Annotated in this window: 9 protein-coding genes; 6 read left to right on the top strand and 3 right to left on the bottom strand. The window is 59.4% G+C overall.

The genetic code is table 11. From position 1 onward, the window contains the following. Positions 1–373 precede the first annotated feature (373 nt). Both HNQ50_RS20580 and HNQ50_RS20585 read left to right on the top strand, forming a co-directional pair. A complete protein-coding gene (locus HNQ50_RS20580; protein WP_184103107.1) occupies positions 374–1,225 on the top strand; it encodes a polysaccharide deacetylase family protein in 852 nt (283 codons plus the stop codon). A gap of 33 nt (positions 1,226–1,258) precedes the next feature. Next, the gene (locus HNQ50_RS20585) at positions 1,259–1,594 is read left to right on the top strand and encodes an antibiotic biosynthesis monooxygenase family protein (protein ID WP_246428809.1); all 336 of its coding nucleotides are present in this window, start codon (positions 1,259–1,261) and stop codon (positions 1,592–1,594) included. Here the strand turns inward: HNQ50_RS20585 and HNQ50_RS20590 are convergent, their stop codons facing one another. Beyond that, positions 1,595–2,239, bottom strand: a complete 645-nt coding sequence (locus HNQ50_RS20590; RefSeq protein ID WP_184103108.1) for a TetR family transcriptional regulator — start codon at positions 2,237–2,239, stop codon at positions 1,595–1,597. A 284-nt stretch (positions 2,240–2,523) separates the two neighbouring features. On the opposite strand from HNQ50_RS20590, the gene HNQ50_RS20595 reads away from it, so the two are divergent. From HNQ50_RS20595 to HNQ50_RS20605, 3 genes are read left to right on the top strand one after another with little or no spacing between them, the layout of a single operon-like run. Then, positions 2,524–3,699, top strand: a complete 1,176-nt coding sequence (locus HNQ50_RS20595) for an efflux RND transporter periplasmic adaptor subunit (RefSeq protein ID WP_184103109.1) — start codon at positions 2,524–2,526, stop codon at positions 3,697–3,699. Between the two features lie 14 nt (positions 3,700–3,713). Then, positions 3,714–6,884 (top strand): efflux RND transporter permease subunit, encoded by a 3,171-nt coding sequence (locus HNQ50_RS20600; protein ID WP_184103110.1) that lies wholly within the window; start codon positions 3,714–3,716, stop codon positions 6,882–6,884. Further along, on the top strand, positions 6,877–8,352 hold the full coding sequence (locus tag HNQ50_RS20605) for an efflux transporter outer membrane subunit (protein WP_184103111.1): 1,476 nt from the start codon (positions 6,877–6,879) through the stop codon (positions 8,350–8,352). The genes HNQ50_RS20600 and HNQ50_RS20605 overlap by 8 nt, the downstream gene beginning before the upstream one ends. Before the next feature lie 247 nt (positions 8,353–8,599). On the opposite strand, the gene HNQ50_RS20610 is transcribed toward HNQ50_RS20605, so the two are convergent. Beyond that, the gene (locus HNQ50_RS20610) at positions 8,600–9,151 is read right to left on the bottom strand and encodes a peroxiredoxin (RefSeq protein ID WP_184103112.1); all 552 of its coding nucleotides are present in this window, start codon (positions 9,149–9,151) and stop codon (positions 8,600–8,602) included. Between the two features lie 77 nt (positions 9,152–9,228). Here HNQ50_RS20610 and HNQ50_RS20615 point away from each other — a divergent pair, with 77 nt between their 5' ends. After that, positions 9,229–10,299 carry an AI-2E family transporter gene (locus tag HNQ50_RS20615; protein WP_221303296.1) on the top strand — a complete coding sequence of 357 codons (1,071 nt, stop codon included), beginning with the start codon at positions 9,229–9,231 and terminating at the stop codon, positions 10,297–10,299. A gap of 40 nt (positions 10,300–10,339) precedes the next feature. Here the strand turns inward: HNQ50_RS20615 and HNQ50_RS20620 are convergent, their stop codons facing one another. Next, a complete protein-coding gene (locus HNQ50_RS20620) occupies positions 10,340–11,545 on the bottom strand; it encodes an acetylornithine transaminase (RefSeq protein ID WP_246428810.1) in 1,206 nt (401 codons plus the stop codon). Between the last annotated feature and the right edge of the window lie 301 nt (positions 11,546–11,846).

The raw sequence follows: 11,846 nt of genomic DNA on the forward strand, positions 1-11,846 counted from the left end.
GTTCCTTTCTTTGCCTCGCCAAAGAAAGGAACCAAAGAAAGGCGACCCCAGCCTGGCGGCCCTCCGGGCTGCCCTCAGTCGGTCGGGAGCCCAAGGTCTCCCTCCACTTCTTCGGCGCTGGGCTTTAACGGGGGAGGAAGATCAAAAGCAACGGCAACGGCAACCGCAACCGCAACGGCAACCGCAACGGCAACCGCAACGGCAACCGCAACGGCAACCGCAACGGCAACGGCAACCGCAACCGCAACCGCAACCGCAACCGCAACCGCAACCGCAACCGCAACCGCAACCGCATCAACCCTGCAGGCATCTGTTGGCAGTGCACCCAATAAAGCGAGACCCCAAACGGGTCCATTTTTCCGGAAACGAGACCATGCAACGCAAGGCCAGGTTCATAGCCATTTTTGCTGTGTGTTTATGTTTGCTGGCCGTCGTGGCGTGGCAAGTGTGGGACTGGTTGCCGCCGCCATTGCCGCCGGCCAGTACCGTGGCGGCCAGCACGCCCAAGATGCGGCAGTACGTGCGCACGCCGTTTATTGATGATTGGGATCAAGCCCCGCTGGCCGACATGAACGCGCATGCAGCGCTCAATCCTGGCGTGGCTTTTCTGGAAGGGCCAACCCATCGGCGGCTGGTGGCGTTGACCTTTGATGATGGCCCCAGTCCGTATACCCCGGCGCTACTGGATGTGCTCAAGAAGTATCACGTGCACGCCACGTTCTTCTGGATCGGCAAACACGTGCAGGAATACGACGACGTGGCGCGCCGGGCGCTGGCGGAGGGGCATACGTTGGGTAATCACACCTTCACGCATCCGGATATTTCTGGCACTGCGGCAGATTTCTGGTGGGATGAGCAAATTGGCGTGACGCAGGACATCTTCCAGCGTGTGATCGGCAAACGGCCGCGCTTGTTCCGGCCGCCCTACGGCAAGATCGATGATGAAGAAATCAAGGCACTGAACCAGCATGGCCTCAAGACCATTCTCTGGTCGGTGGATACCCAGGACTGGAACAAAAATCGCTGGCTGTTTGGCCGCCACCACATTGAACGCTGGATCCAGCAATATATTCATGAGGAAGCCATCATATTGATGCATGATGGCGGTGGCCACCGGGACCAGACCGTGGCGGCGGTGGATGCCGTGATTCCGTGGCTGCAGCAAGCCGGCTACCAGTTTGTGACGGTAGATCAGTTGCTTGGCATCAAAGACGCCTATCAGTAACCGTTCTTTTACAACACAGGATTGGGGAATATCTTGTCTGATTCAGGTTTTGCGCAGACGCCGCAGCCACCGTATTACGCGGTGATGTTTACCTCCCAGCGTAACGATCAAGACCCGCAAGGCTATGCCGCGACGGCCGATCGCATGCTGGAACTGGCTCGGCAACAACCGGGTTATCTGGGCGTGGAGAGCGTGCGGGATGCCAACGGGTTTGGTATCACTATCTCTTATTGGGAAAGCCAGGACGCAATTAGCCAGTGGCGCGCGCATGGCGAACACCGGGTCGCGCAAGAGCAGGGCAAGCTCGATTGGTACGAACACTTTGAGGCGCGTGTTGCCGTGGTAGAACGCGCCTGGGGCAAGCGCTGATCAGGCCGGGCGGGGCTGACGCAACGCGTTGCCGTTTTGCAGGGTTTCCAGCAGGGCGTCGATGAGCGGGGCGGCTTCGTCTTTCAGACTGAAACTGTCCGGCATAAATAGCCAGTTGTTCAGCAGACCGCACAATGCGCCGATCAGCAAACGGTCTGCGCGTTCAATATTCAGGTCGGGCGGCAACTGGCCGCGCTCAATGGCCTGGCGCAACAGCGTGCAGCGGCGTTGCGTGCCGTTCAGCATGGCTTCCCGGCGGCGATCCAGCACAGCTTGCAAGTCCTCGGTGTATTCGCACTTGTTCATAAGCACATCCAGCCCGCGGCGCTGGCGCGCGTCGGTGTCGGTATCGGCCAGCGTTTTGATCAATGCTTCCCGCAACTGGGCCAGCGGCTCGCGGTAATGGCCGGATTCATCTGGCTCCAGTGCTTGTTCCAGCGGCAGGCAGATGCGGTCTGCCATGGCATTGAAGAGGTCGGCTTTGTTCTCGAAATGCCAGTAGATGGCGCCACGGGTCAGGCCGGCGGCATCGGCAATATCCGCCAGCGAGGTGCGTGACACGCCCTTGGTGCTGAACACCAGCTCTGCGGTGTCCAGCAGATGCGCTCTGGTTTCTGCCGCTTCTTCTTTGGTTTTTCTGGCCATATCGAACCTTGCGTACCGTGGGTGGTCAGTGACTGATGAATTTAGCTGCGACCGAAATGATTCGCATTGAAATTATCAAATGTTGTACACTTTACTGAACAATTAATTTATTCGTTATACATACATTCGCGAATGTATGTATGTTACGATTTACTCAAGATTTCAGCAAACCGTCCATGGCGACGGTGTTGCGCATGGCAGCGCGACTGTAACTGACTGCCGGCGCCTGGTCCGTCTTCTGTCGTACTTCACATTATTTTATTTTCCATGTTGCGGGGGCACTCATGCGTGCAAACACGAACCGGTTTCATTTACGTTTAACGACCCTGGCCGCGCTGGCTGCGGTGTCGGTCCTCTCCGCGTGCGGCGACAAGCCTGCCGCTGGTGCTGGCGCTGCGGGCCAGGCGCCTGAAGTTGGGGTGGTGACCATTGCATCCCAGAACCTGCCGCTGTCCGTCGAATTGCCAGGCCGCGTCAACCCCGTGCGCGTGGCCGAAGTACGCGCCCGCGCTGCCGGGATCGTGCTCAAGCAGACTTTTGTTGAGGGCAGTGATGTGAAGGCAGGTCAGGTGCTGTTCCGCATCGACCCCGCGCCGCTGCAAGCCACCTTTGACAGTGCCACTGCCGCCGTAGCCAAGGCCGATGCCACGCTGGCGCAGAACAAGCTGCAAGAATCGCGCTACCGTGAACTCGCCCCGGTGCAGGCGGTCAGCAAGCAAGATTATGACAACGCCCAGATTGCCGTGAAACAGGCTGAAGCCGATCTGGCCTCTGCCAAAGCCGCCCAGCAAACCGCGCGTTTGAATCTGGGTTATACCACCGTCACCTCACCGATCTCTGGCCGCGTGGGCAAGGCCCAGGTCACGGAAGGCGCGCTGGTGGGGCAGGGTGATGCCACCTTGATGGCCACCGTGACCCAGACCGATCCGATTTATGTTGATGTGACCCAATCCAGCACAGAAGTACTGCGCCTGCGTCGTTCGCTGCAAACCGGCAAGGTCAAGGGTGTGGACGGTGCGGTACCGGTCAAGCTGGTGCTGGAAGACGGTTCTATCTACCCGCAAGCCGGCAAGTTGCTGTTCTCCGACATCACCGTGGATCAGACCACCGGCATGGTGACGCTGCGTGCCGAGTTCCCGAACCCCAATCATGATCTGTTGCCGGGTATGTATGTCCGCGCGCGTCTGTCGCAAGCCGTGCAGGACAACGCCCTGACCGTGCCGCAAATGGGCGTGCAGCGCACCTCCAGCGGTGATGCAACTGTCATGCTGGTGAACCAGGAAGGCAAGGTAGAGGTGCGTCCGGTGGTGGCAGATACCGCCATTGGCAATGTGTGGGTGGTGACCAAGGGCCTCTCCGCCGGTGACAAGGTGATTGTGTCCGGCCTGCAAAAGATCAAGCCCGGTGTGGCAGTCAAGACGGTTGACGCGAACGCTTCTGCGCCCGCTGCTGCCAAGTAAGGGAGAGACCACTCATGGCTCGTTTTTTTATTGATCGCCCGATTTTTGCGTGGGTGATTGCCATTGTCATCATGCTGGCCGGCTTATTGTCGATCCGCACGCTGGCCGTGTCGCAATACCCGCCGATTGCACCGCCTTCGGTGGCCATTACCGCCACCTATCCGGGTGCGTCGGCCAAGACCGTGGAAGACACGGTCACCCAGGTCATCGAACAACAGATGAACGGGATCGACAACCTGGAATACATGGCCTCGACGAGCGATTCGTCGGGCGCGGTTTCCATCACGCTGACCTTCAAGAACGGCACCAACCCGGACATTGCCCAGGTGCAGGTGCAAAACAAGCTGCAACTGGCGACACCGCTGTTGCCGCAAGAAGTGCAGCAGCAAGGTATTCGCGTTGCCAAGGCCACCAAGAACTTCATGATGGTGCTGGGCTTTGTGTCTACCGACGGCAGCATGACGCGTAATGACCTTGGCGATTACCTCAACGCCAACGTCAAAGACCCGATCAGCCGTGTGGAAGGTGTGGGTGATGTCACCGTGTTCGGCTCGCAATACGCCATGCGTATCTGGCTGAACCCGGACCAGTTGGCCAGTTATCAACTGACCGTGCTGGACGTCTCTAACGCCATTTCGGCGCAGAACGTGCAGGTATCGGCCGGTCAACTGGGTGGTGCGCCATCCGTGCCAGGCCAGCAACTGAATGCCACCATTACGGCACAGACGCGTCTGCAAACGGCAGAAGAGTTTGGCAACATTTTGCTGAAGGTAAACACCGACGGCTCGCAAGTGCGTCTGCGTGATGTGGCGCGCATGGAGCTGGGCGGGGAAGACTATTCCATCCTGACCCGCTACAACGGCAAACCGGCTTCCGGCCTGGCGATCAAGCTGGCAACCGGTGCCAACGCACTGCAAACGGCCGACGCCGTGCGTGCCAAAGTGGACGATCTGCAAAAGTATTTCCCGCAGTCGCTGAAAGTGGTTTACCCGTACGACACCACCCCGTTCGTGAAGATTTCGATCGAAGAAGTGGTGAAGACGCTGGCCGAAGCCATCGTGCTGGTGTTCCTGGTGATGTATCTGTTCTTGCAGAACTTCCGCGCGACGCTGATCCCGACGATCGCTGTGCCGGTGGTGTTGCTGGGTACGTTTGGCGTGCTGGCCGCGGCCGGGTTCTCCATCAACACACTGACCATGTTCGGTATGGTGCTGGCCATCGGCTTGCTGGTGGACGATGCCATTGTGGTGGTGGAAAACGTCGAGCGGGTGATGAGCGAGGAAGGACTCTCGCCCAAGGAAGCCACGCGTAAATCCATGGGCCAGATTACCGGCGCGCTGGTGGGTATTGCGCTGGTGCTGTCTGCGGTGTTTGTGCCGATGGCGTTCTTTGGCGGTTCCACCGGCGCGATCTATCGCCAGTTCTCGATCACCATTGTGTCGTCCATGGTGTTGTCGGTGTTGGTGGCCTTGATTTTGACCCCGGCGCTGTGCGCGACCATTCTCAAGCCGATCGAGAAGGGCCATCACGCCGTCGATACCGGTTTCTTTGGCTGGTTCAACCGCAAGTTTGACGCGGGCAACCTCAAGTACCAATCCACCGTGCGCCGCATTCTGGGCCGTTCGGGCCGCTTCCTGGCCATCTACCTGGTCATTATCGGCATCATGGTGTTCTTGATGATGCGTCTGCCGACCTCGTTCTTGCCGGATGAAGACCAGGGCATTCTGTTCACGCAAGTGCAGTTGCCGGTGGGGGCCACGCAAGAGCAGGCCATCAAGACCATCGAGAAAATGGAACACCATTTCCTGGTTGATGAAAAAGACAACGTTGAGTCGGTGTTCTCGGTGGCGGGCTTCAGTTTTGCCGGTCGTGGCCAGAACATGGGTCTGGCGTTTGTCCGCCTGAAAGACTGGAAGGAACGCACCACGCCGCAACAAAAAGTGGGGGCCATTGCCGGCCGTGCCATGGCTGCGTTCTCGCAGTTCAAGGAAGCCGTCGCCTTTGCCTTTGCCCCGCCGGCCGTGCTGGAACTGGGTAACGCCACCGGTTTTGACTTGCAGCTGCAAGATCGCGGCAACGTCGGTCACGCCAAGCTGATGGAAGCCCGCAACATGTTGCTGGGTATGGCGGCCAAGAGTACCGATGTGGTCGCAGTCCGCCCCAACGGCATGGATGACACGCCGCAGTACAAGGTGGAAGTGGACAAGGAAAAAGCGTCCGCGCTGGGCTTGTCGCTGTCGGACATCAACAAGACGCTGACCACCGCCTGGGGTTCGAGCTATGTGAACGACTTTATCGACAAGGGCCGTGTGAAGAAGGTGTACGTGCAGGCGGATGCCCCGTATCGCATGCTGCCGTCCGATATCGATAACTGGTACGTGCGCAATGCCAAGGGTCAGATGGTGCCATTCTCTGCCTTTGCCTCCGCGCATTGGGAATACGGTTCGCCCAAGCTGGAACGCTACAACGGCGTATCGTCCGTCGAACTGTTGGGTTCGCCGGCACCGGGCAAATCGACGGGTCAGGCCATGAAGGCGATGGAAGACATGATCGCCCAATTGCCGCCGGGTATTGGCTACGAATGGACGGGTTTGTCGTACGAAGAAAAGCGCTCTGGTTCGCAAGCGCCGGCCCTGTACGCAATCTCTATCCTGGTGGTGTTCCTGTGTCTGGCTGCGTTGTATGAAAGCTGGTCCATCCCGTTCTCCGTCATGCTGGTGGTGCCGTTGGGGGTGGTGGGTGCGCTGCTGGCCGCAACGGGTCGCGGTTTGTCCAATGACGTGTATTTCCAGGTGGGTCTGCTGACCACCATCGGGTTGTCGGCCAAGAACGCCATTCTGATCGTGGAATTTGCCAAGGAACTGCATGAAAACGGCATGAGTCTGGTGGAAGCCACGCTGGAAGCCATCCGCATGCGCTTGCGCCCGATTCTGATGACGTCGATTGCGTTCATTCTGGGCGTGTTGCCGCTGGTGATCGCCAACGGTGCGGGTTCCGGTAGCCAGAATGCCATTGGTACGGGCGTGGCGGGCGGCATGATTACCGCCACCGTACTGGCCATCTTCTTTGTGCCGATCTTCTTTGTAGTGGTGCACAAGGTGTTCAAGGTCAAGGAACGCGCGCCGCTGCACCCGAATAGCAGCTTGCATGGTCATGCACCTGCCGAGGAAAACAACAATGGTTAAGCCATCCAAAAACCTGATGCTGGCAGCGGCCATGGCCGTTGCCCTCTCGGCGTGCTCCATGGCGCCGACCTACCAGCGCCCGGCCGCACCGGTCAGCGGTGCCTTCCCCTCTGGCGGCGATTACGGCACAGCCAGTGCGCCCGCTGCCGCCGGCGACAAGCAAACGCTGGCGGCTGATATTGGCTGGCGCAATTTCTTTGCCGATGCGCGCCTGCAAAAGCTGATTGAACTGGCGCTGGCCAACAACCGTGATTACCGTGTCGCCGCATTGCAGGTTGAGAAAGCCCGTGCGCAGTACCAGATTTCCCGCGCCGATCTGTTCCCGACCGTGAATGCGGCCGCGGGCGGCACACGTGCGCATACGCCGGCTGATCTTTCCAGCACCGGTTCGCAAATCACCGGGGGGTCTTACTCGGCCAACCTGGGTTTCACCGCGTATGAACTGGATCTGTTTGGTCGTGTGCAAAGCCTGAAGAACGAGGCGCTGGAAACCTACTTTGCTACCACGGAAGCCCAGCGCGCCTCGCAAATCTCGCTGGTGTCGGAAGTCGCCAGCCAGTACCTGACGTACCAGGCGGCGGAAGAACAGTTCAAGCTCACCCAGGACACGCTCGGCTCTTACCAGCACACACTGGATCTGACGCAGAAGCGCTTTGATGTGGGCGCATCGTCCGCCATCGAACTGGCCGCAGCGCGTACGCAGGTCAACACGGCGCAGGCGTCCGCCGCCGCGGCGGCCCTGCAACGCGCCCAGGCTGAAAACGCGCTGGTACTGCTGGTGGGTGAACCGTTGCCGGCAGACCTGCCTGCGGCGCAAGAACTCGGTACGCAGAACCTGCTGACCGATATGCCCGCCGGCGTGCCCAGCGACTTGCTGGAACGCCGTCCGGACATCTTGCAGGCCGAGCACACGCTCAAAGCCGCCAATGCCGATATCGGTGCTGCCCGTGCCAATTTTTTCCCGCGCATCACGTTGACGGGCAGCTATGGTACGTCCAGCGCGGAACTGTCCAACCTGTTCAAGGCAGGGCAGACCGCCTGGAGCTTTGCGCCCTCGATCACGTTGCCGATCTTTGATGCCGGCCGTAACAAGGCCACGCTGGATGTGAGCAAAGCCAGCGAGCAGATCGCCGTCGCGCAGTACGAGAAATCGGTTCAGTCCGCCTTCCGCGAAGTGTCGGACGCGCTGGCCGCCCGCAATCTGCTGGACCAGCAGATCACCGCGCAGCAAGCGCTGGTGCAATCGGAAAGCGACCGCTATGAACTCTCCCGCCTGCGCTTTATGAAAGGGGTGGATAGCTACCTGGCCGCGCTGGATGCCCAGCGGTCTTTGTTCACCGCCGAACAAAACCTGATCACCTTGCGCCTGTCGCGACTGAACAATCTGGTGACCTTGTACAAGGTGCTGGGGGGCGGCTGGGTTGAATCGACGGGTACGCCAGCGGCGCAGCCGGGCCCGGCTGCTTGAATGTGACCGTGCTGATGTAACAAAAAACCCCGCTTTGGCGGGGTTTTTTATGTGGGGCCGTATGTCGCAGGCCGGGCCGCTGTGTAGCCCGGACGGAGGCCGTCAGGCCGGGGTGACTGGCTCACAGGTTCCTGCTAGCGTGGCAACCCCGGATTCTCGCTGCCCCGCTGCGACCGCCAAAGATGGCATTCAATGGCTTTGTGGGGGCACCCACCAAGGGGCGTTTCATCCGGGTTACGGAGCCAGCTTAGTTCTGCACACTCACCGGCTTGCCGGCTTTCCAGTCCTCCAGCGCCTTGAGGGTGTTGGCCACATGTTTGTCCGGATTCATGGCCTGGTAGGAGTAAATGATCTTGCCATCGGGCGCAATCACGTAAGAGATGCGGTCGGCGTAGCTGGTCTTGAAGGCCAGCACGGAGTCGTAGGACTTCATGATTTTCTGGTCGGCGTCGCTGGCCACCGGAAACTTGCTGCGGCATTCAGAGACCGAGAACTTGTTCAGCGTGTCGATATTGTCAGCAGAGACACCGATCACGGTTGCACCCAGTGCCTGATATTTGTCAACGGCGTCGGCAAAGTCATGGGCTTCAATGGTGCAGCCTTTGGTAAATGCCGCCGGGTAGAAATACAGCACCACCGGGCCTTTTTTCAGGGCGTCGGCCAGTTTGTAGGTGTAGACCTTGCCGCCCATCGAGGCTTGCGTGGTAAAGTCCGGCGCGGTTGCACCGTTGGGCAGTTCGGCCAGTGCCAGGGCGGGTAACATGATGGCAGCGGCGAGAAGGGCGTAACGTTTTTGCATGCTTGCTCCTGAGTTGCGCAAAGCGGCTCTTGAAATCGTCCGTTTGCTCCATATTAAAGCTATATCAGGCTACAGTGATGAAGCACGGCGATCCGTGTTTTGCCGACCACAAACAGAGTCAACGCACCATGTCAGAAGCCGCCAAGCCCTTGTATGGCAGCAAGATTGATATTGCTTCCTTGCTGATCATCGGGGCGTTCATCATTGCCTCATTGCTGCTTAACCTCATTCCGGCGCTGTTTGCCGGGATGATCACGTTCATGCTCATCCACGCCTTTGCGCCGCTCTTGTCACGATTGGCAAGCGGCTCACGCGGGCGTTTGCTGGCGGCATTGCTGCTGGCCGCCATTGTCATTGCCGCCATGGTTGGGCTGTCTCTGGCGGCTTCGGCCTTTGTGCGCAGTGAAACCGGGCTATCTGCGTTGTTCCAGAAAATGGCACAGATTCTGGATGACGCATCCAACACCTTGCCCGATAGCCTCGCTAACTACTTACCCTCTAACGCGGAAGAAGCGCGGCAGATGACAGTAGACTGGCTGCGTACTCATTCGACTGAAATGCGGTTGTTTGGTGCGCAGGCCGGCAAAGTATTTGTGCATGCGCTGATTGGTCTGGTGATTGGGGCGCTGGTGGCGATCAACGACATCATGCCGGAAGAAAACAGCAAGCCGCTGGCCGCCGCCTTGCGCTGCAGAACCCGCCGTTTCATGTGTTCCTTCCGCCAGGTGGTGGTGGCGCAGATTCGTATCTCGGCCCTGAACACGTTTTTTACGGCGCTGTATCTGATGGTGGTGTTGCCGCTGTTTGGCGTGCATCTGCCGCTGACCAAGACCATGGTGTTGGTGGCGTTCATCGTCGGGCTGTTGCCGGTGATTGGTAATCTGGTGTCCAACACGGTGATCTTTGTGGTCAGTCTGTCGCACTCGTTGCCGATTGCCATTGGTTCGCTGGTGTTCCTGATTATCATCCACAAGCTGGAGTACTTCCTGAATGCGCGCATTGTGGGCAGTCGCATTCATGCCAGCGCGTGGGAATTACTGCTGGCCATGCTGTTGCTGGAAACCATGTTCGGCATTGCCGGGCTGGCCGCCGCGCCGGTGTTCTACGCGTATATCAAGAGCGAACTGGCACAGCGCGGCCTCGTCTGACGGTGTGGCAGGCCGGATCAGCCTGCCACAACCCACCTGGCTAGACGTTTGCAGTTTGCTGGCCGCACAGCACGTGTTCCAGTGTTTGCCGCAATAACCGCAAGCCATCGCGGATTTCCTGCTCGGTGCTGTTGAGCGCTGGCATAAAACGCAGGTTGTGCGGGCGTGGGGCATTGACCAGCAAGCCATTGCGGCGCGCGGCGTCGACCACTGCGGCGCCGATCGGGGCGCCGAGTTCCAGCGCCAGCAGCAAGCCGGTGCCGCGTACTTCGCCAAGGCCCAGGTCGTAGCTGATCTGGGTCAGGCCATCTTGCAATTGCTGTCCGCGCAGTTCCACGTTTTCCAGAAAACCCGGTGCCAGCAACGCATTGACTACTGCACTGCCCACCGCTGCGGTGAGCGGGTTGCCGCAGAACGTACCGCCTTGGTCGCCATGCTGGAATACGCTGCAATGTTGCTTGGCCAGCAGCGCAGAAATCGGTACGCCACCGCCCAGGCCTTTACCCAGCGTCATGATATCCGGCTCGACACCATATTGTTCGTAGGCAAACAAGGTGCCGGTGCGGCCGCAGCCGGTCTGGATTTCATCCAGGATCAGCAGCAGTTTGTGTTCGTCGCACAGGGCACGCAGGCCGCGCATAAAGGCGACAGAGGCCGGGTTGACGCCGCCTTCACCCTGAATGGGTTCGAGCATGATGGCGACGGTCTGCGGACCAATCAGCGCCTTGACGCTCTCCAGGTCATTCAATTGCGCCTTCGGAAAACCCGGCACCTGCGGCGGAAAATACGTGTCCCAGCCTGGCTTGCCAGAGGCCGACATCATGGCGATGGTGCGGCCATGAAAAGCTTTGTCAAAGCTGATCACCTCAAACGCGCCGTCCTTATGCAATTGCCCCCATTTGCGCGCCAGTTTCACCGCGCCCTCATTGGCTTCTGCGCCGGTGTTGGCCAGGAATACTTGATCAAGCACGCTGTGCCGGACCAGTTGGGTTGCCAGTTCAATGGCGGGCAGGTTGTGGAACGCCGGGCTGGCGGTGATCAGCGTGCTGGCCTGGCGGGCCAGCGCGGCCACAATGATGTCTGGCGCGTGGCCCAGGCAATTGACCGCCCAGCCTTGCAGCCAGTCCAGATAGGCAAGGCCGGTTTCGTCGTACAGATACGAGCCGGCGCCGCGCACAAACATCACGGGTGGGCGTTCGGTAATGGGCATCAGGTACGACGTGTTGCGGTACAGGCTGGGCATCATTTTCTCCGTGGGCAAGTGCAAAACAAAACGGGCCGCGAGTTGTTCAGCTCGCGGCCCGTTGATCTGGTCTAGTCGGTGATGGCGTTGGCGGTGCTAGACCGCTCTGGCTATCCGACTCGCCCATGGCAACGCGCCACGGCCGGCCGAGGAGGCTCGGGCGGCCGCGTTGCGTCGATTGAGGGCGATCAATGTAGTCATGTTTTTTATCGTGCCGGGCAACGGCGGTTTATGTCAACGGGGTAGCTACAAATTTTTCTGTGCTCCTGAAACAGGGGGCGGTGCCGCAGTATTGCCTGACGCT

Origin of the sequence: Silvimonas terrae, from assembly GCF_014202765.1 — a bacterium.
In the GTDB taxonomy this organism is placed as follows: Bacteria; Pseudomonadota; Gammaproteobacteria; order Burkholderiales; family Chitinibacteraceae; genus Silvimonas; species Silvimonas terrae.

Excerpts from the sequence above, each read along its gene's own strand:
- HNQ50_RS20580 (WP_184103107.1), top strand. The coding sequence starts at position 374 with ATGCAACGCAAGGCCAGGTTCATAGCCATTTTTGCTGTGTGTTTATGT.
- HNQ50_RS20590 (WP_184103108.1), bottom strand. The coding sequence starts at position 2,239 with ATGGCCAGAAAAACCAAAGAAGAAGCGGCAGAAACCAGAGCGCATCTG.
- HNQ50_RS20595 (WP_184103109.1), top strand. The coding sequence starts at position 2,524 with ATGCGTGCAAACACGAACCGGTTTCATTTACGTTTAACGACCCTGGCC.
- HNQ50_RS20600 (WP_184103110.1), top strand. The coding sequence starts at position 3,714 with ATGGCTCGTTTTTTTATTGATCGCCCGATTTTTGCGTGGGTGATTGCC.
- HNQ50_RS20605 (WP_184103111.1), top strand. The coding sequence starts at position 6,877 with ATGGTTAAGCCATCCAAAAACCTGATGCTGGCAGCGGCCATGGCCGTT.
- HNQ50_RS20610 (WP_184103112.1), bottom strand. The coding sequence starts at position 9,151 with ATGCAAAAACGTTACGCCCTTCTCGCCGCTGCCATCATGTTACCCGCC.
- HNQ50_RS20615 (WP_221303296.1), top strand. The coding sequence starts at position 9,229 with ATGAAGCACGGCGATCCGTGTTTTGCCGACCACAAACAGAGTCAACGC.
- HNQ50_RS20620 (WP_246428810.1), bottom strand. The coding sequence starts at position 11,545 with ATGATGCCCAGCCTGTACCGCAACACGTCGTACCTGATGCCCATTACC.